Raw genomic sequence first — 23,210 nt, 5'->3', positions numbered from 1 at the left:
GCATTTAGTGAGCGCGCCGTGAACAGGTTCCGCCACTATGCGCTTTTAGACGTGCAATCGAAACAGTTCGAGTGACCCAGAGGATCTGGAACCGACTTGAGATTGCTGAATGCCAGCTTGGGAGTTTCGGGCCAATTGGGAACCAGTTGGGCAGTTGCTGTGGGGATCGGTGCGTTCACCGCCGACGGGGACAGCGATCCCACGTCATTCGACACTAACGCGCTTTACCTGAAAGCAGCGACTGGCTGCCAGTTCAAAGCTTTCAGGGTTGAAATGGATATCGGTATCGGCTTCCCGTCGAATGGCATGACCCACGAAATCACCGGCAGTTCGGGTGCCAAAAGCGAGCGTGACTCGATCCTCTATACGGCAGGTTTACGAGTCGAACAGTTGTTTTGTCTGCAAGGAAATCTCGATCTGCTGGGCTTTGGTAGCGTACGCTATACCCTGCAAGATGATGATGGCTACACCGAAACCAGTGCGCTGGACAGTGCAATAGTGGGTGACGTGACAACCGAGATTTTCGAAGTGCGACTTGGACGCGAAGTGGAGAAACTCCCGGGAATTGGCAGAATTATTCCGTACGGTTAGTGACGCAGTTTTTGTGGTGAACAAAGTGGCCATAGATCTATAGGGCTACGTGTCCTTTTGAGACTTAACTGGTGTTTGACACAAAAGCGGACCTTGGTGAGGCTGCATCGGGATTCCATTTTGTCCTGCGTTGGGCTTTCTGGGGCTATGGTTCTGTCTCAGTTCGGCCCAGGGTGAAGCTCGTGAACGACCGCTTCACGACTCACGGTGCGAGACGGCATTCGCTATGTCGCATTTGCCAAAGGATGCCGGGACAGCGAAGGCTCAGATTCCAATGTCGGGAAAGTCCCGCAAAGACGGCTATCGGTACAGTCCCGGATCTGCGCGTATTGGAATTCTGTATCTGAGGTTGCAGCTCTTTTCCGACGTGTCAGTTAGCCATCCTTTCCTCTCCGGACAAAACCCCGTTAATGTGGGTTTCGACCTGCCTATCGAGATTGTGCCAAATGATCGAAATCCGCGACCTGCAATTGCTCAGCGCTTTGGCGCGGCATCGGCATTTTGCCAAGGCGGCCGAGGAGTGCGGGATTTCGCAGCCCGCGTTCTCAATGCGCATTCGTAACCTTGAGGATCGGCTGGGCGTCTCTATTGTCCGCCGAGCCAATCGGTTTCAGGGCCTGACCGAAGAGGGCGAGATGATCGTGCATCGCGCCCGACGTATCCTGGATGAGACCAAGTCGCTGGAACAGCAGGTTCTGGCGGCCAAGGGAGAGATCACCGGAACGCTCATATTGGGCGTCATTCCCACCGCGATTGCGTTTACCGGGCGTCTGATCAAGCGCTTGCGCGAGGCCCATCCCCGTATCGTAACACGGATCGAAACCATGTCGGCCAGTGCTATTCAGCACCGATTGGACGAAGGTAGTCTGGATGCGGGCATCACCTATGGCGACAGTATCGGTACTGATCTCAGGCAAGTTCAGCCGTTATACGAAGAAACCTATGTCCTGCTTGTCCCGTCGCACATGACCCGTGAGACTGGCCCTATCCCCTGGGCGCGCGTGGCCGAATTTCCGCTTAGCCTGCTAGAGCCACAAATGCAGAATCGCCGCATTCTGGATCGTATTTTCGCCGAACAGGGCCTGCACCCGGATGTGGTGGCTGAAACAAGCGGATTTACCGCCTCGATGGTCATGGCGCGAGAGGGGTTGGCGGCCACAGTTGTCCCACGGGTTTTGGTGCGCGCTTTGGGAGATTTGAAAGGAACGAAGGTGCTACCCTTGGTGGATCCCATTGTCAGCAAACCGATTTGTCTGGCGACTCTGACGCGCGAGCCGGAATTGCCTACGGTCGAGGCTTTGCGAACAGTGGTGACGTCTTTACGGTGATAAGGTGTCGTTATCGTGCGATTGCCAAAAGCGATTTGACGATATGATAGTCTGATGAGACACGGAGCCTCAATCGGAGGGCATCATGGCACCATTAGATACCAAGCCATCAGGCGCACCCAAGGGCGTCTGGAAGTCAGGTAAAGGCAAAGGGCGGCATACGCCCAAAGGCCGTCAGTTCACGGATGAAGCACAGGCGGAAATCGCACGCCTGCTGGGCGATCGCCCGCGCCGCCGAGACCTGTTGATCGAATTCCTGCATTTGATTCAGGACGAACACGGCCATATCAGCGCCGATCACATCGCTGCTCTGGCGGTCGAGATGCGGATCGGTCAGGCCGAGATTTATGAAACCGCGACCTTCTATGCCCATTTCGATGTGGTGAAGGAAGGCGAGACTCCTCCGCCTGCGCTGACCATTCGTGTCTGTGATTCCCTGTCGTGTGAGATGGCTGGTGCCCAGCAGCTGCAGAAGGCGTTGGAGGACGGGCTGGACGCGTCTGAGGTCCGCGTTGTCCGTGCACCCTGTATGGGCCGCTGTGACACGGCTCCGGTGTTGGAGATTGGTCACAACCATATCGACCATGCCACCCCCGAAAAAGTACAGGCTGCGATTGCCGCCGGTGACACCCATGCCCATCTGCCCGATTACGAGACCTTTGCCACCTACGAGGCCAATGGCGGCTACGCCAAGCTGAAGGAGCTGCGCGACGGTGGTGATTGGGAGAAGGTGCAGGAAGACGTCCTGTCCTCGGGCCTGCGTGGTCTGGGCGGCGCTGGCTTCCCGTCTGGCAAGAAATGGGGCTTTGTTCGCATGAACGAAGGCCTGCGCTATCTGGCCGTGAACGGAGACGAGGGCGAACCCGGCACGTTCAAGGATCGCTACTATCTGGAGCGTACGCCGCACGTCTTCCTCGAAGGGATGCTGATCGCTGCATGGGCGGTCGAAGCGGAAACCTGCTTTATCTACATGCGCGACGAATACCCGGCGGTGCTGGAAATCCTTGCCCGTGAGATTTCCGCGCTGGAAGAGGCTGGAATCGTCGAAAAGGGTTACATTGACCTGCGTCGCGGTGCCGGCGCTTACATCTGCGGTGAAGAATCCGCGATGATCGAGTCGATTGAGGGCAAGAAGGGCCTGCCGCGCCACCGTCCTCCGTTCGTGGCGCAGGTTGGGGTCTTTAACCGTCCGACTTTGGTGCACAATGTCGAGACGCTCTATTGGGTTTCGAAGATCTGCCGCGAGGGGCCGCAGATCCTGAATTCAGTTGAAAAGAATGGTCGTACCGGCCTCCGCAGCTATTCGGTCTCGGGCCGGGTGGCGAAGCCGGGCGTTTACCTGCTGCCCGCAGGTTCAACCATTCTTGACGTGATTGATGCCGCCGGCGGCATGGCCGAGGGCCATGTGTTCAAGGCGTATCAACCGGGCGGGCCGTCGTCAGGTCTTCTCCCCTCGAACATCGACGACGTCCCGCTCGACTTTGACACTCTGCAGCCGCTGGGCACCTTCATCGGGTCTGCCGCAGTTGTGGTTCTGTCAGATCGGGACACCGCCCGCGATGCGGCGCTGAATATGCTGCGGTTCTTCGAGGATGAAAGCTGCGGTCAGTGCACACCCTGCCGGGCAGGCTGTGAAAAGGCGGTAAAGCTGATGCAAGCCGACAAGTGGGATACCGATCTGCTGGAAGATCTGTGTCAGGTCATGGGCGATGCTTCGATCTGCGGTCTGGGGCAGGCGGCCCCGAACCCGATCCGCCTGGTCATGAAACATTTCGCTGACGAAATCTGAGGGAGACAGAGCCATGCTTGATGCAAGCCCAACCAAGACCGTCACCTTCAGCCTGAACGGCGATGACGTCACCGTGCCCGACGGCACCACGATCTGGGAAGCGGCAAATGGCCGTGGACTGGTAATTCCGCACCTCTGCCACAAACCCGCACCAGGGTACAAACCGGACGGCAACTGCCGTGCCTGTATGGTCGAGGTGGAAGGCGAACGCACGCTGGTCGCCTCGTGCATCCGCCCGGCGGCCGAGGGGATGGTCGTCAAGACCGACACCGACCGCGCCGAGAAATCTCGCGCCATGGTCATGGAACTGCTGGTGGCTGACCAACCCGAGCGGCCACATGACACATCCAGCCACTTCTGGGACATGGCCAAGCTGAACGAAGTCAGCGACAGCCGGTTCCCGTCGAAAGAGGCGGAAAAAATTCCGTTGCTGGATGACAGCCACGTCGCGATGCGTGTCAATCTGGACGCCTGCATCAACTGCAACCTCTGTGTCCGTGCCTGCCGCGATGTGCAGGTGAACGACGTGATTGGTATGGCAGGTCGCGGACATACGGCGCAAGTGGTGTTCGACCAGAACGACCCGATGGGCGATTCGACCTGCGTGGCCTGTGGCGAATGCGTTCAGGCCTGCCCGACAGGTGCGCTGATGCCTGCCACTGTGCTGGATGACAAGCAGCAGGGCGACAGCAAGGACTATGACTCTGAGACCGAAAGCGTCTGCCCGTTCTGCGGCGTAGGCTGCAAAGTCTCGCTGAAGGTCAAAGACGGCAAGGTCAAATATGTCGAGGGCATCAACGGCCCCGCCAACGAAGGCCGTCTGTGCGTCAAAGGTCGGTTCGGATTCGACTACATCCACCACCCGCACCGCCTGACCAAGCCGCTGATCAGGCGTGAAGACGCGCCTGAAAAGGGTCTGAACGTTGATCCCGGCAACCTCAGCACCCATTTCCGCGAAGCGACATGGGAAGAGGCGATGAATCTGGCCGCAACCAAGCTGATGGCCCTGCGCGACGAAGATCCGCGTTCGGTTGCTGGCTTTGGTTCGGCCAAATGCACCAACGAAGAAGCCTATCTGTTCCAGAAGTTCATCCGTCAGGGTTTCAAGCACAACAACGTCGACCACTGCACCCGTCTGTGCCACGCGTCGTCTGTTGCCGCGCTGATCGAGAACGTCGGTTCTGGCGCCGTGACCGCAACCTTCAACGAGATCGAAAACGCTGATGTGGCGATCATTATCGGCTCGAACCCGATCGAGAACCACCCTGTCGCGGCGACCTATTTCAAGCAATTCACCAAGCGTGGCGGCAAGCTGATCGTGATGGACCCGCGCGGCGTCGGCATGCGCAAATTCGCGACCGAAATGCTGCAATTCCGTCCGGGCGCGGATGTCTCGATGCTCAACGCGATCATGAACGTGATCGTGGAAGAAGAGTTGTATGACAGCCAGTACATCCATCGTTGGACCGAGAATTGGGAAGCGGAGAAAGAGCATCTGCGCCAGTTCACGCCCGAGGCGATGTCGCCGATCTGTGGCATTGAACCGGATCAGCTGCGCCGCGTGGCGCGTACCTTTGCACAGGCCAAGGCCGGTCTGATCTTCTGGGGTATGGGCGTCAGCCAGCATATTCACGGCACTGACAACTCGCGCTGCCTGATCTCGCTGGCTCTGATGACCGGTAACGTCGGCAAACCGGGTGCCGGTCTGCACCCACTTCGCGGTCAGAACAACGTACAAGGTGCCTCGGATGCGGGTCTGATCCCGATGTTCCTGCCGGATTATCAGACAGTGACGGATGATGGCATTCGCGCGAAGTTCAACGAAGTCTGGAACTCGGATGATTTCTCGAACGAGAAGGGCCTGACCGTCACCGAGATCATCGATCAGATTTATGCGCGCAACATCAAGGGCATGTATATCCAGGGTGAAAATCCGGCCATGTCGGACCCGGATGTGAACCATGCCCGTGCAGCATTGGCCAAGCTGGATCTGATGATTGTGCAGGACATCTTCCTGACCGAGACGGCAAACTATGCCGACATCATCCTGCCCGCCTCCGCGCTGTACGAAAAGAACGGCACGGTATCGAACACCAACCGTCAGGTACAGCGGGTGCGTCCTGCCGTGGCCCCTCCGGGCGAGGCGCGCGAGGATTGGAAGATCACAGTTGAGCTGGCACAGCGGATCGGGCTGAACTGGGATTACACCGATGTATCTCAGGTCTTTGCTGAAATGAAGCTGACCATGGCGTCGCTCAACAACATCACGTGGGAGCGTCTGGAAACCGAAACCATCACCTATCCGTCGCTGTCCGAAACCGACCCGGGGCAGGCGATCGTGTTTGGCGACGGTTTCCCCCGTGCGGGCGGTAAGGCGAGGTTCACCCCGGCCAGCGTCATCCCACCAGATGAGGCTCCGGATGACGACTACCCGATGATTGCCACAACCGGCCGTCAGCTGGAACATTGGCACACTGGGTCGATGACCCGCCGTTCCAACGTTCTGGATACGGTTGAGCCCGAGGCAAACTGCTCGATGAATCCCCGTACGCTCAAGCTGATGGGGATCGAGCCGGGCGAAATGATCCGCCTGACCACGCGTCGTGGTTCAATCGAGATCATGGTGCGGGCCGACCGCGCAATTGCAGAAGATATGGTGTTCATCCCGTTTGCCTATGTCGAAGCGGCGGCAAACATTCTGACGAACTCGGCCATCGACCCCTATGGCAAAATCCCTGAGTTCAAGTTCTCGGCTATTCGTGTCGAAAAGATTGGGGATGCGATCGCGGCGGAATAGCGCCAGAAACAATTAAAGAAACAGAAAAGGCGGCCCCTGAGGTCGCCTTTTCACGTCTTGACAGCCGATTGTACGCGTCCAACCCTGCACAATAGATCATTCACGGAGGAGTTTATGGCGCGTCGTTTAGTAGACCTATCCGTTCCCCTTGAAACCGGCATCGTATCGGACCCGCCGATCATGCTGCCTGAGATTGAATATCTGACCCACGATCAAACCGCCGATCAGGTCATTTCCTTTTTTCCGGGCCTAAAAAAAGAGGAATTGCCAGGGGGCGAAGGCTGGGCGCTAGAGCGCTTGCAGATCGCATCTCACAACGGCACTCATCTGGATGCGCCTTATCACCACCACTCCACCATGGATAAAGGTGACCGGGCGATCACCATTGATGAGGTGCCGTTGGAATGGTGCTTGAACCCGGGCGTGAAACTGGATTTCCGCCATTTCGAAGATGGATATGTGGTCACGGCTGCGGATGTTGAGGCGGAACTAAAGCGGATCGACCACACGCTCAGTCCCTTGGATATTGTCGTGGTGAACACCTCGGCGGGCACACGATACGGGCAGCCCGACTACCTGATGAAAGGCTGCGGCATAGGTCGCGAGGCAACTCTATATCTTACCGAACGCGGGGTTCGAGTGACCGGTACAGACGCCTGGAGTTGGGATGCGCCTTTTGCGCTTACGGCCCTGGAATATGCCGAAACACGCGACCCGTCGATTATCTGGGAAGGGCATCGGGCCTCGATGGAGATTGGCTACTGCCACATGGAAAAGTTGACCAATCTGGAAAACCTGCCTGCGACAGGATTTGAGATTTCCTGTTTCCCCTTCAAGATCAAAGGTGCCTCGGCTGGATTTATCCGGGCTGTCGCGATATTTGACGACCCGGATGAGTGAGGCCCGCCTGGACATGTCGCAAGAGTTTCTACCAGTGGGTCGTCATGGCGATCTTTATGATGCGACTGTAGATATTCACGAGTTTGCGTTGCGGCCAGAATAGATCGATTATTACGGGCATCCGACCTGGGTGGTTGAACGATGTGCGCAAATAATGCCGGAGCACAGGGCATTGGCGCTTGCGCCCCAGATGGGCCAGCAGATTGGGGTCCGCTGGAAATAATGTTTCAGTAGTCGCGTTCGAAAAACAGACCAAGACCTGTCTCGCCGCGACCATCTACGGTACCACGAACTGTGAAATTGTCAGTCACATCCAGATTCAGGTTCACTTCGGTATCGCCTTCAGTGTTCACAGTGAAGTCTGTATAAAGGTTTTCACCCAGATACGCGCCTGCGCCCAAACGGCCCGCGCCGCCTTCCGAAGCGCCTATGTCGATCGTATCAACACCTGTGGATTCGCGCAGGCCCTTGGTTGCATCACCCCCCGCACCGCTAAGCTGCGCCAGTGATGCCGCCATCTGTGCGATCAGGAAAGGCGAGATTTCCGAAAACCGGTTCCCGAAGAGCAACATCGCCAGCGCTTCTTCAGCCGGACGTTCGGGGTCGGAAAACACATCGACCTCAGGCGAATCCAGAGGACCTGCAATTTCGATTGTCGCTGTGCCGTCTGAGGTGCTTGCCGAGGATTCGAATTCGATATACGGCGTCAGGTCGCCCTGTAATGTGACGATCCCCTTGGTCAGTGCCAGCCTGCGGCCCAGAATGTCGAAATTCCCACGGATCAACTCGATCTGACCGGACGGAACAACAGAGGCTGTGGTGCCGCCGATGAAGATTCGACCACCCAGTTCAGCGTTCACGCCGCGCCCTCTGACGAACACCTCCTTCGGTGCCAGCAAGCTGATATCCAGTGCAACCCGGGATTCGCTTTTTTCCGAGTCTTCGGTCGCAACCAACCCGGCGCGCTCTCGCGTGATGAAACCGGCGCGGCTTTCATTGACGTGCTGGATGTCCGGGACAGGTGCCGCGCCTACAGCGCCCGAAGCGGCCGCAAGGTTGATGTTGGTCTCGTCAAAAGTGATCTGTCCCGAGAGCGAGCTGTTTCCGGCCAAAGCCCCGGTCATTGCAATCTGGCCGTTCAGGGTGGTTTCATACAGCAGCTGATCCGTCAGCACGAGGCTGTTCAGGGCAGTGGTGATCTGGGCATTGAACGGAGGGGTCAGGTCAACAGGTCCGTTTACGGTAAAGCTGCCACCCGCGCGCATGCCACCATTCAGCGTGATGTTGGCGCGGCTTTGCGCCAGATCTACCTGACCGCTGATCCCGGTAATGGTCTGACCCGCATTGGGAATGGCAAGGGATGTCCCTGACGTAGTGATCGATCCTCTAAGCGACGCCAGCGCAGGTGCGCCTTTGAGGGCCAGATTGAAACGCGCCGATCCGTCGATCTTATTGGGAGTGATAAAAACATTCGCGATCCCAAGGTTGATGCCGCCCTGTGCTGTCAGGTCGGCCTCGCCGCTGCTTTCGTCAAAAGTACCGGCCACCGTTGTGTTTATGTCCGCAGGCCCTTGTGCCTTGGCATCGATGGTCCAGATGCCATTGTCGCGCTTGGCCATTCCGGTGGCTGCAACGGTCCCGGGGAATTCGGGCACAAACCTCTCGATCCGATTTAGTTTGGCGTCGAAGTCCACATCGGCCGAACCGTTCCGGTCGACCGTTCCTTGAAGGCTGGCGTACGAGCTGTCAGGTCCGTCCAGACGGGCTGTGCCTTCCAGCCCCGAGCCGGTAGGTGCGACGTTCCCTCTTAGGTTAAGCGGGCCGGATAAGGTTGGTGACAGACGGCTGAGATCGTCCAATTTGGCGGAAAAGTCCAAGCCACCGGCATCTCGGTCCAGCTTGCCCGATGCATTTGCTGACAGCGCGGTTCCGATCAGTTGGAACGTTCGGATGTTCAGGCCTTCGTCGTTGTTCAACGCGTCCACGGTCAGGTTCGTTCGTCCCTGGACTAAACCGTCAACCACGTCGATTCCGGTTTTGATATCGTCTGCAGCCAAATTGCCTTTTACGTCGAACGCTTTGTTACCGACTGCGCCCTTGCCAGCAACATCTGCACGGATCGCTCCCGCCAGATCACGTTGGGCAAGGCCTGAGAATAACGACAGGTCCGGGATGTTCAGATTGGCTTGTCCGTCTACCGCCAAGGCGCTCGTCGGGTCGTCTATTGTAGCAGAGGCTCTAGCGGTCAGGGCCGAGCCGTTAACTGTCGCGTCGCGGATCACAATCTGTTCCTGGCTCAGCGCGCCGTCGAACGTGATCTCGTTTCGACCGGCCAACAGCGGATCAATCTCGGCCAGACCGGTTTTGATATCCCGGCCCGATACGCTGGCCGTGCCGTCAAACTCCAGCGTCTGAACGGTCCCTTTTCCTTTCAGTTCCGCCTGTACGGCGCCGCCGAGCTCGTGTTTTGCGAGGCCAGAGAATATGGAGAGATCCCGGGAATTGACCGTGGCCTGCCCGTCTATGGTCACGTTACCATCAGGGGTCGTTACCGTGCCGTCGACCTGCGCGCGCAATGTATCACCGATCAGGGTGAAGTCGCGGACGGTCAGGCCGTTTGCGCCGCGCTCGGCGTCGAGTGTAAGCGTAGTTTTTCCCCGGATGACCGGATCGATGTCGTCGCGCCCGGTCGAGAGGTCTATTCCCTCAACCTCCAACTTGCCATCGAAACTACCTTCCAGAGGAGAGCCCTGACCCTTTAACCGGGCAGAGGCCTGACCGCCCAACTCCAATTGGGCCAGATCTGAAAACCGCGACAGGTCCGTCGCGTCCAGTGTGGCGGTGCCGTCGATGGCCAGTCCAGTGGACAAGCCGCTGATCAATGCGTCGATGCCCAGTTCGTAATCCGAACCGACCAGTTCGAACCCGGACAGATTCAGGGTTTGATCACTGCCATATTCGAAGGTGCCGTCCAGAGTAATGCGGTCGCCAACGGCTGCGTTCAAAGCGGCGTCAGTTAGATCAATTCCGTCCAAAGCGGCCTGAAGATCGCCATCAAATTTCAGGACGTCACCCTGTTCCAGGGTCCCTTGCGCCGAAATCTGCGCGCGCTGCAAGTTGAGTTGTTCGGTTTTCACAGCGTTTGCCGTCAGGCTCAAATCCCAGAGGTTGCCGTTCTTTTCGTCGAACAGCGCGGAAATCTGCGCAGCCTCAATGGATGTGCCGCCGCCCGAGATCGGCAGAACGACGCTTTGTCCATCTGGCGGTGTAACACGACCCTGAAGGGCCGCGAGTTGCAGACGACCGCCTGTTGCCAATTGTAACTCACCCTCAAGGTTCAGCGCCTGCGAGGTAAGCTTCAGGTCACTGATGGTCAATGCGCCTTCTGGCTGCGTCCGCCCATCTACAAACAGCTGTGTTTTTGTGCCGAAGAACATATCCATATTGTCGGCAACAAAGGGCGTCAGATCACCGCCGAGATCGGCTGTAAAGACGATACCCTCGTCCGCGCTTGCCGCCGCGGTCGGCGCCGACCGCAACCGAACTTGCCCGGTCACCCGAGGCTGACCATCGCTGCTGAGGCCGATGTCTGCCGTAAAATCAGTCACCGGTCCGGACCCTTTTGCCGTTAATCCGATCGGCGGGCTGTCCGGGATTTTGAGAGCGGTCGAAATCAGGCCACCCGCGGCTTCGGTCACCTGAAGGTCCAGATCGATCTGGCTGTCAGCGTTCTGAAAGCCCGCAGTCAACTTGATTTCATCACCAGCGCGGTCCAGCCGGGTGATATCCAGGTTTGTGTCCAGCGTCCCGTCGGCCAGCGACAGGTTTCCATTCACGGCCAGCTCTGCGGCGACGCCAATCAGGGGCTCGCCCAAAGCCAGTTCATCGATGCGGATTTCTCCGATTTCGACGGCGACTGGCAGTTCAGGCAGTTGAAAGGCCTGCGTTTCCGCCGCAGGCGGAGGCGTATCCTTGGTAGTGGTGCCCGGCGCGCGGGCAACGTCGATCTCTTGTGCAGTCAGAGCATTGACCGAAAATCGCCCACGAATCAAAGCCAGTCGGTTCCAGTCCAGCTCGGCATCTTTGATGGTCAGCCAGACTCCTTCGTCATCGGCAACCGTGATCTCGGAAATTGTGGCACGTGAACTCAGGGCACCTTGCAGGCCTTTGACGGTGACGTTCTGATCGTCGCCGGACAGCGTATCCTGCAGGAACCGCTCGATCATGCTGCCGCCTTCGTCCTCTTGCGCAGGACCAGCAACGGGTACACACACCAGTGTGCCGATCAGCAGAGGGTATGAAAGATGCCGTCTCAAAATGCCTGTCCGATCCCGATGTAGAACTGAAGGCCGTTTCCGGTAAAACCACTCACCGGATAGGCCAGATCAAACCGCAAAGGGCCAAACCCGCCCAGATCATATCGTACGCCAAGACCCGCACCTGCGTGGTCTTCCGCGCCGCTGCCAATGAAGGAAGAGGTATCGACAACACCGTAATCGTAAAACCCGACCAACGACAGGCTGTCAGTAACCTTGCCCCGGATTTCACCGGAAAAGCCCAAAAACGATTTGCCGCCTGCCACGCCGGTTCCAACCGGAATGCCGAGGCTTTCAAAAGGTTGCCCACGCACAGTTCCCGCACCTCCGGAGAAGAACAGAAAGTCGGGTGTGACGCCATCTGCGGGCGGGCCGATGACAGACCCCAATTGCGCCCGTCCCGCCAGCACCAGCCGACCTCCGGTGCCAAGGCTGGTATAGGCGCGGCCATCAAAGAACATGCGAACGCCTGTGTCGGTGCCGGAAATACCGACAAAGGGCATCACCTGCGAATCCAGATAGAAACCGCGTGTGGCACTGACTTTGCTGTCACGCTCATCCCATTCGGATCGGAACGGCAGGATGAAATACCTGAACTTCCGGCCGCTGCCATATGCGTCATCCGCGTCCGACCACTGAAACCCGGCAGAGGCTTCGGCATAGAGCTTGTCTGAGAAGGTACGGCGCGCACCATAGGCCAGCGAAGCCACGGTCACGTTATAGTTTTCCGTGTTGCGGCGTTCCAGCAAGGCGCTCCAGAAAGTATTGTCGTCCGGGCCAAGACGATCAGGCTGATCCAGGCGCAACCCGATCCGGCCATCAATATCCTCTGCACCGCCAATATTTCGGACCGCCGCTTCGAACCGCAGCCGTTCCGCGCGTCTGAACACGTTGCGATGGGTCCACGTCGCGGTCACATCGACACCATCACGAGAAGCCAGTTCGACCCCAAAGGTCAGGCGGCGCTTCGGCAAGTCCTCGAACGTGGCATCAAAATCAAGTGTACCGTCGGGGTTGGGCTCTTCCCGCTCTTGCAGCGATACGACGTTAAACGTCCCGGTCCGGCGCAACCGTGTTCCGACTTTCTGGATTTTTTCGGGCGAATAAACTTCTCCGCTTGGGAAGCCTGCGATCTTTTCTATGGATCTGTGGCGTACATCCGTGTCGCCTTTGATGAACATTTTTCCAAAAGTCAGCCTGCGCCCAGGTTCCAGGTCGATTTGTGCATCCAGACGTGCCTGTGCATGTCGCGCAATGATGGTCTGGCTCCCGACTTCGGCTTTTGCGTGACCGGCGTCTCTCCACCCCTGAACACCGGCTGAGGCGGCTTGTTGAATGGCGCCGGTTGTGGCCAGTTTCCCGGATGCAAAATCCTCAGGAAGTTCGGTGTCAGGGGCGAGGGGCTGAACGGTGGCAGTACCGAATTTGAAGCTTGGTCCGGTTTCAATGGTGATCGCGGCCCGATTTATTTGAGCGGGTACCGTAAGAGAGCTCAATTCGGCTGCTTCCTGCCCGTCAAGCTTGATGCTGACGACCGGGCTGAAATACCCTTCATCATACAGGATTTGCACAATCGTGCGATAATCCGACAAGGCTGCTGACAGGATTTCCAGCGGAGTGTCGAGGCCACGTTCTTCAGCGGTCGTTACTGAAGATGTCTCTTCGAGGCGTTCAACCAGCTCTTTCGATGCACCCGGAGCGGTGAGAGATGTTTCCAAAGCAGCCAGTGTGGTTGGGGTCAAAGCCACGACAGCGGCCATCAGCCAGCACCCCAGACGGCCTTGCCGCTTGCTCCCTTGCATGAATTGCCCCAATTGTCCCAGTTCCAATTCTCTTGCCCGTGCTATGCACGACCCTTTGAATTCAGGTTAGAGCATCTGAAAGCAGATGGGAAAAGGGATTAAACGCAAGACGTGCAATTTTGGGCAAATTGTGTTGACCTTACAGCCCAACATTGCGGAGCCAGCGGTTGATGGCCTGACGGTCTTGAGGTTCCAAATAAGTCACGTTTGCGGGTGGCATCGCGTGGGTGACACCTGCCTGCAAACAAATCTGCCGTGCATTTCCCGCGATGTCAGACCTGGTGTCCAAACGCAGGTCCTTGGGGGCTCGTGTGATGTCTTCGCAACCGGCTCGCGGGCATGGCGCATTGAACCGCGCCTCAAAACAATATCGTGAGCATCCTCAAACCCTCCCACGGAAGTAATCTGTTTTCATAAGGCGTAAGTTGTTGCGCCTTGGCTTCTTCCAGAGGCTGGCTCAAGGCGGTGGTGGACAACCCGCGGCGGTGATGAACAGCAGGCTGTCGCTAACCACGCCCGGGTCGGATTGCCGGCATGATCGTGACGGTAAAGGTCTCAAAATGCGGCCTCATGGTGCGTCCGGCGCAGATCTGGTTATGCCTCCGGCCCATCGCAACCCGAAGTGCAAACAGCAGAGCCATCAACAGTGCCGGGCGCTCACTCAGCCTGGATTTGCAGAGAAAGTCATAGATCAGCAAGCCCACGGTCAGTGATGTGGCCGAAACCAAGATGCCTTGCCGCACTACCAGGTCGAACAGCCTTCCCAATTGATTTCCGTCAGACGGTCGGGCGTCCGTTCGGGCGCAATCAGATATTTCTGGATGTGATGGAAGCTGCTGCCATGCACCTGCCCCTTCTCATCGCCCGTAAGGCCGGGGGTATTGCTGTTCAGGCCGATATGAATGTGGCGACGGTAGTGTTGTTACGGATTGGGCGCCGTCGGGACAGGGCATCGCGATGTAGCCAGTGTTTGATGTGGCGGCACACCTGAAAGCAGGCTGCCTTATGCAGGTTGCAACTGAAATCCCACCGGGTTCAATACAGATGGCTTGTCCTTATGCGCACCGACGCAATCAGAATCCGAAGGCGCGATTGTTTATGGGCTTCATGAGCGAACGGATCGGCAAAGTTGTCCGCAGCTCGGAACACCTGGCCCAGAAACGCTCCCGCCTCCGTTTGTGCCGTTTCGGCACCGCACAGAGTTGGGCAGGGCGCCACGACGCGGTCGCGCCAGGGGTCAGGTTCTCTGCAGGGTCAATACAGCGCGCTTGGCCAACAGGAAGCAGCTGTGCAAAGACGATCTGCTCGTAAGTGCCTGTATTGATTGTTTCCTTGGGCAGAATCGCGTCGCCGATGCGACCTTCTGCGTTAGTTTCCTTCTCGACCAAAATGTTGCGAGAGTTGCCGGATTCGCAATGGAGCGCGTTTTGGGCCAAGGCTGACCGGAGCAGTGAAGGAAATGGAACACGCTGTGCAGCCGCCTGATTACCCCCAGGGACATGATCGGATACGGAGCGACCCCGCAGGGAGCAAAATGGTCAGACGAGGCAAAACTGGCCGTGCAGATCTACGAAGAGGTGGGTGAAAACTGTGTGCTGCGTGGGGATGAAGCGTCTGAAACGGCTCCTCGATTTTGAGCGTGGATTGTCAGAGGTCTGGTTTGCTATACGCTGCAGATCGCTCAGAATTGGGCAAACACTCACCCACTAGCTCAAAGCGCAAAACCCTCGCAGATGGATCGCTCCCAGTTTGTTGCGGCTTACGGCGGGGTTTTGTGCATTCCGCCTGGGTCGCTGAACGATCTTTTGATCTGGAACTGGATCTGGCGCATGAGACTGCAGGCGGGCTGCATAGCGCGTTGTCACGCATCGTCAGCTCGATTTCAGTGGAGGAGCGACTGGGAGTTTTGACTGCTCACCCGGACCTGGAGGGCAAGCTTGTGCAGGCAAAGCGGTTAACTCTGGCAAGCACATCCGGACAAGCGTTTGCCGGGTTGGACGCGCTGACGGATGCGGAACAGGAGAGTTTTGCCGAATTGAACCAGCGCTACACTCTGGCATTTGGGTTTTCTATTGTAATTTCAGAGCGGGATCACGACAATGCGTCGATCCTGAGGGCCTATCAGCGGCGGATCGAGTAGGGTCGTGTGACGGAAATTGCCGAGGCCTGACGACAGGTTGAACGGTTCGACACCAGCCCGCTTGCGCTGCTGTGCACGCCTGAGATGGTCGAGTGCCGCCCTGATGGAAGTCAAGCGTTCATTGAGAACGGTACGCGTGGTCGCAACGTCAACAAGAACGCCTGAACAGCTTTGGAATCTGAATTATTCAGTTGCACGACCCAAGGATATTCCACTGGAATTTAGCACCTGTTGGCGGTGTTTGTCCCGAAGGTGACGCCTGCAATCGTTGCGCTCGCGCAGACGGATTTGGGTTTGGTCCGTATTCGCCTGATTTCCCCAAGTTTTCGTACCTGACCCAGACGTCGCTACCGATTGCTCCGGGAACAGGCTTTACCTTTTTTACCGATCATGATCCCGCTTGTGACCGGTCTTGTCGTCACGATGATCAATCTGTTGCCTGAAGCGGTCTTTGCAACCGTTCTTAACTTCGTTCCGCTGGAAGAACTGACTGACGATGCCACAGAAGAAATACGGGCACGATGTTCGGGTACAGTGCCTGAAGCATGCCAGGTTACAAATAGCCAAACCAACGCCGGATCGCGTACGAAATTGCGGGACGGGGTCCGGCTATTCGGAAGCCATAAGGCGGGCCACGTCCAGCATTCGCGCCGAGAAACCCCATTCGTTGTCGTACCAGCCAAAGACCCTCACCTGGTTTTCACCCACCATACGAGTCTCCGGTCCGGCGATAACCAGCGATTCTGGGCGAGCCCGCAGGTCGGATGAGACTAACGGCATGCCCGTCCAGCCAAGGACAGGAGATGCGGCAACAGCCTGTTTCAGGGCATGATCGAAAGCTTCTTCGCTCATACCTCGATCGAGAGTAACCACGAGGTCAACGGCGGACACGCTTGCAGTCGGTACACGGACAGCTGCGCCCGAAATGCGACCTGCGAGATGCGGCAGGACGACATCGATAAGGTGCATGGCGCTCGATGTGGTTGGTACCATCGACAGCGCACCGGCCCTCGAACGGGCGAGGTCGCCGCGCGGGGCGTCGACCATAGGCTGGCTGTTGGTGTAGCAATGGATGGTCGTCATGTGCCCCGATGCGACGCCGCCGATATCGTCGATGACTTTGACCAACGGCACCAACCCATTGGTGGTACATGACGCATTTGACACGATCCGTGCGCTGCCCAACTGATCCTCGTTTGCGCCAAGAACGATTGTGACATCGGCAGCGGGTGAGGGGCCTGAGATCAGTACTTTACCTGCGCCCGCAGACAACCCGCGACGCGCCACGTCGGAGCTGCGGGCGATACCCGTGCAATCCAGCATGACGTCAACGCCCGACAGATCAACGCGGGTCAGATCGGCGCTGTGGGTCATTGGAATTGTGGCCCCATTCACGATCAACGCAGCATCCCCCTCGGACACATCTCCGGGATAGGGACCGAATGTGCTGTCGTATTTGAACAGGTAGGCGCAGGTTTCCAGCGGCGCGATGTCATTGATCAACACCAGCTCGATATCTGACCCTTTCGGCAGGGCCAGAACCTGCCGCAGGATCGTGCGGCCGATGCGGCCGAATCCGTTAATCGCGAGTTTCATGCGCAAGCTATGGCAGGCCGGTCGGGCGACCTCAATGCCAGATCTGGCCCCGCGTCAGTTACAGCTGACCTGCGAGAAGAACTGACCCGAGATGTTCTGATACATGCTGGCCACGATCGGTTTGCACCCGGTTGCCTGCTGAATCGCCGCGATGGCCTGAATCGTACGCAGGCGTGGCGGGGGGCCGAACGGGTTGAGGTTGTTGTTGTCACGCGTGGCACGATAAATGACCGGAGCGTCAGAAACCTGTGTCACCGCCCAGGTGCGGCTCATGACGAAAACGGATTTGGTTTCTTCCTTTGCCGAAATCGGTGAGGTGTAAAGGGCGGCAGAAGCAGCGAGTGCAGCAATGGCCAGTAGGGCAGGGCGTAGTTTCATGGAACAATCTCCAGTGCTCAAATCAGAATTTACTTGGATTTCAGCAAATTCCGGCCCGTGTGTGAAGCCCCGAGCTCATAAATTCACTGCAAGTTCTGACCAGTCTTCTGTTCAGCCGTGCGAAAGGGGCGTGAGGGTATGCCGGTTCACGACCTTGTACAGCTGGTATCTGAACCGCCCCGGACTGCCGGTGTAACAGGCTTTGTGAGCAGAAGGCACGCAGCCACATTTAACCACCTGCCTCTACCCGACCCAATCCTGATTGAGGCTGTAGACGGCCTTGCCTGCCAATACGTAAGGCCCGTGCGCCATCACGTGGGGTTCGTCAAAAGGAATGACCTCATCGGGTTCTAAATTGACAATGCTCACTTGCATATTGTGGCGGGTAAGCGTCTGTGAATGTGACGAATTCAGGTGAGGGTTCCGGCTGACGCAGCTTTAAGTCGGCGCAACAAAGGTTCGAAAGTCATTATGCGTCTCACGGCAATTTGGCTGGTACTATAGGTGGATAGGCGTAGCGTTGTTAGGTCCAGCCCAGAGTCGGTGTGATCGGGATACTTTGGAGGTTCACGTCAAGGGCTTGGCCCTGTCGGATCAGAGGTATATTCTGAACCGCAAATGACTTCAGCTCTGTGAGGCCGCCATGAAAGCCACGTTTTTGACCGCAATTGCCGCGTGCGGTGTCCTTTTTATGACCAATGTGGTCGAGGCCAAGCCGCTATCCCGAATCATAGCCGAGATGGGGTTATCTCCAGCGGATTTCGAAGTGGTCAATGCAGCCTCAAACGCACTTTTGACCAGTGGCGCGCCATCTGTGGGGCAGGAACGGGCATGGAAGAATGATGACACGGGGTCCAAGGGCACAATCCGCGTGCAATCCGTAAAGGGAAATTGCGTTGGTCTGCAGCATGTCATTCAGCCGGACGGTGGCGACCAAAGCAGGGAAATCCGAACCCGCCGATGCAATGACGGCAACGGCAATTGGATTCTTGCACCCTGATCATCTGGTCCGGTGTCAGTATCCCTGATCCCGGTTCACCTCATGCAACAGGGGGACGTCGGAACAAAGGCGTTGGTAGTTTTCAGCCACATCTGAAAGCGCGTCACCCAGATGCCAGCCCGAGACATGTGGTGTGATCGTCACGCCGGGGTGTCGCCAAAGCGGGCTGTCTTGTGGCAAGGGCTCCTGTGACGTGACGTCCAACACGGCATGTCCCGGTGTACCTGCGTCCAGTGCCGCGATCAGTGCGATTTCATCAATCAGATCTCCGCGCCCGGCGTTCAGCAACTGACTGCCGGGTTTCATCGCCGCCAGCAACTTGGCATCAAACAGGCCAGCGGTTTGCGGGGTCGAGGGCAGGATCGCACAGACGTGGTCACATTGGCCAAGAAGTGCGGGCAAAGCCTTCTGCCCGTGCAGACAGGTCACATCCTCAATTGCTTTGGGCGAACGGCTCCAGCCCACCACCTGAAAACCTACGGCGCTCAACATCCGCGCTGTGCGGGCTCCGATGTGGCCAAGGCCCAGAACGCCGACCACGGTGTCCGGGGTGAAAACGGGTGCGCGGGGGGACCACTCGGCGCGGGATTGAGCGGCCTCATGAAATGCCATGTGCCGTTGAGCGCGCAGGATATAAGCCAAAAACCACTCGGCAATGCCCTGCGCAGGTGCGTCAGGCTTCAGGCGGGCGATGCGCACGTGACTGGGCAGGCCGGGATGACTGACAATGGTTTCGACCCCCGCACCCAGTTTTTGAACCAGCTTCAGGTTCGGAAGCCGCGCAGGGTGGTCGCGTTGCATATCGACCACTGCCAGCATCGTTATGTCGTCCGGATTCCCCACCGTTTGGGCTGTGCGGATATCCGCATCCGGCAACACCAACCGTAAACTGGTGGCAATATCGTCATCACTTATCCAATTGGACAATCCGGTTTCGATCAACAACGCCATGTGCTGCTCCTGCATAAGTTGGATGCGGTGACGTCCCGTCACTACGGTGGACAGGGCCCCGGCAGTTAAGCCATCCTTGCATCAAAAGTATAGCCTGGTCTCGGCACTTGAGAGGGGCGCTTCCGCAAACATGACAGTCACCCTGCCCGAGGAAAACCATGTTCATCTGCAGGATGTTACGGAAATGACCGGAAGGAGATCATGCGGACGGATGACATGTGTTTCCTCAGAGGCGTAAGCCAAACTGATTGCGATGCCGAGGTGTTCAACCACGCCGCCCTCGACGTCGGAACGTACAAGTGTTCGAACGCCCGAGTGCAGGTGAATTGAAACGACTTACGCAAAAATGGATATGAGAACCTAATGGCAGCAGCACTCGATTTTACGGACAAGACCTACTTTCATCAGCGCGACGATGGGGCGTTTGTCGGCAACGACGCCGCACGCGGGCCCTGGTCTGCCGTTCATTGCCACGCGGGACCGGTCAGTGGTTTGATTGTACGCGCTGCAGAAACCGAAATCGGCCCCGAAAAGATGCTGACTCGTCTGACCGTCGATTTGTTGCGGCCTTTGCCATTGTCCGGACTTAGGGTGGCGGCAGAGAGCACGCGCCATACCAAGACGCTCGCGACCACACGTGTTACGGTACACGATCTCGATGATACGCTCTGCGCTACGGCCACCACGATGCATCTTGTGCGGCGTGATCTGGGGCAGGTACCGAATGTAGGGATAAATGCACCGAGGATAGAGGATGTTGTCGATGGTCCTTTTCCGATCGGTGAAATTCGCCACGATCTGCCGGGATTCGCACATTACAGCGATATTCGCTATCCCGCCGGGGGCAAGCAGGGTGCCGGGCCCAAAACAATTTGGATGCGTACTCCGCAACTTTTGCAGGGAGAGGATCAGTCGCCCATTCAGGCCCTATGCCCGTTGGCGGACTGCGGCAACGGTATCTCTTGGAATGCGCCGACCACGGAAATGGGCTTCATGAACACCGATCTGACGGTAAATATCCACCGGGAACCGGTTTCAGATTGGCTGGCGTCCGAGTCGGTTTCGCATTGGCAGCCTTCGGGCATCGGCATGTCTCAGTCCGTGCTTTTCGATACGCAGGGTCCGGTGGGTACAGCTCTGCAAACGCTGGTTCTGTTTCCACCGACCTGAAGGTCGGCCGGTTTTCGCATCGGGATCGCGAAAGCCGTTGCCGAGAGGGATCGAGAGACCTATCTTGCGCCTATGCGTTACCTTATAACCACTCTGATCTGTTGTTTGCCGATGCAAACCAACGCCCACCCGCATGTCTTCATTGATACGGGGTTGGAATTCATTGTGGATGACGCTGGCCAACTGACCCATGTTCGCGTGACCTGGGCATATGACGAATTCTACTCGTTGCTTGTTATGGAAGACATGAAACTGGATCAGGATGCCGACGGCATTTTGACGGAAAGCGAAAAACAGTTCCTGACCGGGTTCGATACGCAATGGGTCGAAGGATACAACGGTGATCTTGTCGTTACTGCAGACGGCAATCCGGTTGCACTTTCCGGCCCGATGGAAGCCCATGCGACAGCCGAAGACGGGCGCGTTGTGACCACGCATCTCAGGGCAGTGGAGGCTGGACCGGTCCCAGCCACTTCGCTGTCTGCCAAGGCATTTGATGAGACGTTTTATACCGCTTACGAAGTGACGCGGCCTGTGACCATAACTGGCCCCGCTGCGTGTCAGATGGAGCGGTTTGACCCTGATATCGACGGACAACTTGCGCAGATGCAGGCGTTCCTGCTGACACTGGATGCAGACTATGACCTTGAGGAAAATGATATTCCTCTGGTCGGTGAAAGCTTCGCGACCGAGATCCGAATTTCATGTCCCGCTACCTGATCGTTCCGGTTGCTCTTGCCTGTGGTCTGCTGCTCTGGTTCTGGAGCAGTGGCGGCTTTGACAGTCTTGCGGCCTGGGCGGCCGGGGAACAACGAGATTTCCAGAACCAGATTGCCAGGTCTTTGCGTGCCGCGCGTGCAGAGCAACCCGAGGCGGTGGCAACACTGCTGGCTGTCTGTTTCGCCTATGGGTTTTTTCATGCCATCGGCCCCGGCCACGGTAAGGTTCTGATCGGGGGTTACGGGTTGGGTCGGCACGTTGCCTTCTGGCGTCTATCTGCGATCAGCGTATTGTCCAGCCTGGGGCAGGCGGTGACGGCCGTCGTATTGGTCTATGCCGGGGTGCTGGTGTTCCAGATGTCCCGCGAAAGCCTTGTGGGCACAACCGAACAGGTCATGGCACCGATCAGCTACGGTGCAATCGCTCTTATAGGTCTTTGGCTGGTAGTCCGCGCTTTACGCGGTTTTGCAAGACGAAAAAAGAACACATCGAACCATGATCACCATAATCATCATGATCATGGACATCATCACCACGATGGCGAGGTCTGTTCAGATTGCGGTCACCGCCATGGTCCAACAGCGGAAGAAGTCGCAAATGTGGGCTCGTTTCGCGAGGCTCTGATCCTGATTGCGGGTATCGCTGCGCGGCCCTGCACAGGCGCTTTGTTTGTGTTGATCCTGACATGGCAGATGGGCATTGCGATGGTCGGTATCGCCGGAGCTTTTGCGATGGCATTGGGAACAGCGTTGGTAACGACGTTGGTGGGGTGGACGTCCTTTGGTCTGCGCGGAGGTCTGTTGGCCTCAGCCTCAGCTACACGATTTGCTTCGGTTTTGGCCCCAACCATCGAACTGGTCGCCGGGCTAATCGTTGCCGTGATCGCAAGTGGGCTACTGTTGCGGGCGATTTAGATCAGTCAAACACTGGTTTCTGGTATCCGACCCGCGCCAAATACAGCCCCTGCGGCGGGCACACTGGCCCGCAGGCCGCACGGTCGGCAGATTCCAACGCATCGCGCACGTCTTCGGGGGTCCACGCTCCGGCACCGACACGTTCCAAAGTGCCCACGAAACTGCGCACCTGATTGTGCAGGAAGGACCGGGCGCGTACGTGGAAATGTACCTCGGGACCGGAAAAGCCCTGAACCTGCTCGACCCGTAATTCATCCAGAGTTTTAACCGGACTGGCTGCCTGACAGATTGAGGACCGGAACGTGGTGAAATCATGCCGCCCCAACAGCATGTCTGCGCCGTTTTGCATGGCATCAACGTCCAGCTGATGATTGATCTGCCAGACCTGCCCCTGGTCATGTGTGGCCGGGGCACGGCGCATCAGGATGCGGAAGAGATATTGCCGTTCGATCGCTGAAAACCGGGCGTGCCAATCCTCGGCGACACGCGTCGCTTTCACAATCGCCACCGGCTGCGGCTTGAGGTGATAATTCAGCGCCTCAGACAGGCGAAACGGGTCCCAGTCCTTGGCCATGTCGCAATGCGCAACCTGCCCCAAAGCGTGAACCCCTGCGTCGGTGCGACCCGCGGCAGCAATCGTATGCGCACCCGGTTGGATGCGGGACAGGGCCTGTTCGATGGCACCTTGCACGGACGGCTGATCCTTTTGCCGTTGCCATCCAGCAAACGGTTCCCCTTGGTATTCGACTTTCAACGCATATCTGGGCATATGCCGCTGGTACAGGGCGACGGGGGAACGGGCAAGAGGGCGAAAGCGC

General features: G+C 57.6%; 16 protein-coding genes and 3 pseudogenes. 11 read left to right on the top strand and 8 right to left on the bottom strand.

Annotated elements, in window-relative coordinates; genetic code table 11:
- Positions 1 to 93 precede the first annotated feature (93 nt).
- From ACR0K5_RS09235 to ACR0K5_RS09215, 5 genes and pseudogenes are all read left to right on the top strand, one after another.
- Positions 94 to 591, top strand: a pseudogene (locus ACR0K5_RS09235) (autotransporter domain-containing protein); the annotation flags it as partial.
- Positions 592 to 1,037: 446 nt separating this feature from the next.
- Complete coding sequence (locus ACR0K5_RS09230) at positions 1,038 to 1,919, top strand: LysR family transcriptional regulator (protein ID WP_480629413.1); 882 nt, start codon at positions 1,038 to 1,040, stop codon at positions 1,917 to 1,919.
- Positions 1,920 to 2,004: 85 nt separating this feature from the next.
- The gene (locus ACR0K5_RS09225; RefSeq protein WP_480629412.1) at positions 2,005 to 3,708 is read left to right on the top strand and encodes an NAD(P)H-dependent oxidoreductase subunit E; all 1,704 of its coding nucleotides are present in this window, start codon (positions 2,005 to 2,007) and stop codon (positions 3,706 to 3,708) included.
- Positions 3,709 to 3,721: 13 nt separating this feature from the next.
- Positions 3,722 to 6,505, top strand: a complete 2,784-nt coding sequence (gene fdhF / locus ACR0K5_RS09220; protein WP_480629411.1) for a formate dehydrogenase subunit alpha — start codon at positions 3,722 to 3,724, stop codon at positions 6,503 to 6,505.
- Between the two features lie 114 nt (positions 6,506 to 6,619).
- On the top strand, positions 6,620 to 7,405 hold the full coding sequence (locus ACR0K5_RS09215) for a cyclase family protein (RefSeq protein ID WP_480629410.1): 786 nt from the start codon (positions 6,620 to 6,622) through the stop codon (positions 7,403 to 7,405).
- Positions 7,406 to 7,632: 227 nt separating this feature from the next.
- On the opposite strand, the gene ACR0K5_RS09210 is transcribed toward ACR0K5_RS09215, so the two are convergent.
- The 3 genes and pseudogenes from ACR0K5_RS09210 to ACR0K5_RS09200 form a co-directional block, all read right to left on the bottom strand.
- On the bottom strand, positions 7,633 to 11,721 hold the full coding sequence (locus ACR0K5_RS09210) for a translocation/assembly module TamB domain-containing protein (RefSeq protein WP_480629409.1): 4,089 nt from the start codon (positions 11,719 to 11,721) through the stop codon (positions 7,633 to 7,635).
- On the bottom strand, positions 11,718 to 13,523 hold the full coding sequence (locus ACR0K5_RS09205; RefSeq protein ID WP_480629408.1) for an autotransporter assembly complex protein TamA: 1,806 nt from the start codon (positions 13,521 to 13,523) through the stop codon (positions 11,718 to 11,720). The genes ACR0K5_RS09210 and ACR0K5_RS09205 overlap by 4 nt, the downstream gene beginning before the upstream one ends.
- A 506-nt stretch (positions 13,524 to 14,029) precedes the next feature.
- Positions 14,030 to 14,370: pseudogene (locus ACR0K5_RS09200) on the bottom strand (urate hydroxylase PuuD).
- A 652-nt stretch (positions 14,371 to 15,022) separates the two neighbouring features.
- On the opposite strand from ACR0K5_RS09200, the gene ACR0K5_RS09195 reads away from it, so the two are divergent.
- Positions 15,023 to 15,160, top strand: a complete 138-nt coding sequence (locus tag ACR0K5_RS09195; RefSeq protein ID WP_480629407.1) for a hypothetical protein — start codon at positions 15,023 to 15,025, stop codon at positions 15,158 to 15,160.
- A gap of 137 nt (positions 15,161 to 15,297) precedes the next feature.
- A complete protein-coding gene (gene uraD / locus ACR0K5_RS09190; RefSeq protein ID WP_480629406.1) occupies positions 15,298 to 15,663 on the top strand; it encodes a 2-oxo-4-hydroxy-4-carboxy-5-ureidoimidazoline decarboxylase in 366 nt (121 codons plus the stop codon).
- A gap of 609 nt (positions 15,664 to 16,272) precedes the next feature.
- Here the strand turns inward: uraD and ACR0K5_RS09185 are convergent.
- From ACR0K5_RS09185 to ACR0K5_RS09175, 3 genes and pseudogenes are all read right to left on the bottom strand, one after another.
- Positions 16,273 to 17,259 (bottom strand): type I glyceraldehyde-3-phosphate dehydrogenase, encoded by a 987-nt coding sequence (locus ACR0K5_RS09185; RefSeq protein WP_480629405.1) that lies wholly within the window; start codon positions 17,257 to 17,259, stop codon positions 16,273 to 16,275.
- Between the two features lie 54 nt (positions 17,260 to 17,313).
- On the bottom strand, positions 17,314 to 17,637 hold the full coding sequence (locus ACR0K5_RS09180; protein ID WP_480629404.1) for a hypothetical protein: 324 nt from the start codon (positions 17,635 to 17,637) through the stop codon (positions 17,314 to 17,316).
- A gap of 111 nt (positions 17,638 to 17,748) precedes the next feature.
- Positions 17,749 to 18,021 (bottom strand): annotated as a pseudogene (locus ACR0K5_RS09175) ((S)-ureidoglycine aminohydrolase); the annotation flags it as partial.
- A gap of 259 nt (positions 18,022 to 18,280) precedes the next feature.
- Between ACR0K5_RS09175 and ACR0K5_RS09170 the strand changes: the two are divergent.
- The gene (locus tag ACR0K5_RS09170; RefSeq protein WP_480629403.1) at positions 18,281 to 18,637 is read left to right on the top strand and encodes a hypothetical protein; all 357 of its coding nucleotides are present in this window, start codon (positions 18,281 to 18,283) and stop codon (positions 18,635 to 18,637) included.
- 15 nt (positions 18,638 to 18,652) lie between these two features.
- On the opposite strand, the gene ACR0K5_RS09165 is transcribed toward ACR0K5_RS09170, so the two are convergent.
- Complete coding sequence (locus ACR0K5_RS09165; RefSeq protein ID WP_480629402.1) at positions 18,653 to 19,588, bottom strand: 2-hydroxyacid dehydrogenase; 936 nt, start codon at positions 19,586 to 19,588, stop codon at positions 18,653 to 18,655.
- 363 nt (positions 19,589 to 19,951) lie between these two features.
- Here ACR0K5_RS09165 and ACR0K5_RS09160 point away from each other — a divergent pair, with 363 nt between their 5' ends.
- The 3 genes from ACR0K5_RS09160 to ACR0K5_RS09150 all read left to right on the top strand — a co-directional run bounded on the left by ACR0K5_RS09160 (position 19,952) and on the right by ACR0K5_RS09150 (position 22,392).
- Positions 19,952 to 20,758 (top strand): thioesterase family protein, encoded by an 807-nt coding sequence (locus ACR0K5_RS09160; RefSeq protein ID WP_480629401.1) that lies wholly within the window; start codon positions 19,952 to 19,954, stop codon positions 20,756 to 20,758.
- Between the two features lie 72 nt (positions 20,759 to 20,830).
- A complete protein-coding gene (locus ACR0K5_RS09155; RefSeq protein WP_480629400.1) occupies positions 20,831 to 21,478 on the top strand; it encodes a DUF1007 family protein in 648 nt (215 codons plus the stop codon).
- Positions 21,463 to 22,392, top strand: coding sequence for a nickel/cobalt transporter (locus tag ACR0K5_RS09150; protein ID WP_480629399.1), 930 nt, complete (start codon positions 21,463 to 21,465; stop codon positions 22,390 to 22,392). The genes ACR0K5_RS09155 and ACR0K5_RS09150 overlap by 16 nt, the downstream gene beginning before the upstream one ends.
- Position 22,393: 1 nt before the next feature.
- Here the strand turns inward: ACR0K5_RS09150 and truA are convergent, their stop codons facing one another.
- The gene (gene truA / locus ACR0K5_RS09145; RefSeq protein ID WP_480629398.1) at positions 22,394 to 23,161 is read right to left on the bottom strand and encodes a tRNA pseudouridine(38-40) synthase TruA; all 768 of its coding nucleotides are present in this window, start codon (positions 23,159 to 23,161) and stop codon (positions 22,394 to 22,396) included.
- Between the last annotated feature and the right edge of the window lie 49 nt (positions 23,162 to 23,210).

Source organism: Ruegeria sp. AB9, from assembly GCF_056542585.1.
This window is presented reverse-complemented; position numbering and strand designations above follow the sequence as displayed.

What these genes read in the sequence shown, in the direction of transcription:
- ACR0K5_RS09185 (WP_480629405.1), bottom strand. Translation starts at nt 17,259, where the DNA reads ATGAAACTCGCGATTAACGGATTCGGCCGCATCGGCCGCACGATCCTG.
- ACR0K5_RS09180 (WP_480629404.1), bottom strand. Translation starts at nt 17,637, where the DNA reads ATGAAACTACGCCCTGCCCTACTGGCCATTGCTGCACTCGCTGCTTCT.
- ACR0K5_RS09205 (WP_480629408.1), bottom strand. Translation starts at nt 13,523, where the DNA reads ATGCAAGGGAGCAAGCGGCAAGGCCGTCTGGGGTGCTGGCTGATGGCC.
- ACR0K5_RS09160 (WP_480629401.1), top strand. Translation starts at nt 19,952, where the DNA reads ATGGCAGCAGCACTCGATTTTACGGACAAGACCTACTTTCATCAGCGC.
- fdhF (WP_480629411.1), top strand. Translation starts at nt 3,722, where the DNA reads ATGCTTGATGCAAGCCCAACCAAGACCGTCACCTTCAGCCTGAACGGC.
- ACR0K5_RS09195 (WP_480629407.1), top strand. Translation starts at nt 15,023, where the DNA reads ATGATCGGATACGGAGCGACCCCGCAGGGAGCAAAATGGTCAGACGAG.
- ACR0K5_RS09215 (WP_480629410.1), top strand. Translation starts at nt 6,620, where the DNA reads ATGGCGCGTCGTTTAGTAGACCTATCCGTTCCCCTTGAAACCGGCATC.
- ACR0K5_RS09170 (WP_480629403.1), top strand. Translation starts at nt 18,281, where the DNA reads ATGAAAGCCACGTTTTTGACCGCAATTGCCGCGTGCGGTGTCCTTTTT.
- ACR0K5_RS09230 (WP_480629413.1), top strand. Translation starts at nt 1,038, where the DNA reads ATGATCGAAATCCGCGACCTGCAATTGCTCAGCGCTTTGGCGCGGCAT.
- ACR0K5_RS09155 (WP_480629400.1), top strand. Translation starts at nt 20,831, where the DNA reads ATGCGTTACCTTATAACCACTCTGATCTGTTGTTTGCCGATGCAAACC.
- truA (WP_480629398.1), bottom strand. Translation starts at nt 23,161, where the DNA reads ATGCCCAGATATGCGTTGAAAGTCGAATACCAAGGGGAACCGTTTGCT.
- ACR0K5_RS09150 (WP_480629399.1), top strand. Translation starts at nt 21,463, where the DNA reads ATGTCCCGCTACCTGATCGTTCCGGTTGCTCTTGCCTGTGGTCTGCTG.
- ACR0K5_RS09165 (WP_480629402.1), bottom strand. Translation starts at nt 19,588, where the DNA reads ATGGCGTTGTTGATCGAAACCGGATTGTCCAATTGGATAAGTGATGAC.
- ACR0K5_RS09225 (WP_480629412.1), top strand. Translation starts at nt 2,005, where the DNA reads ATGGCACCATTAGATACCAAGCCATCAGGCGCACCCAAGGGCGTCTGG.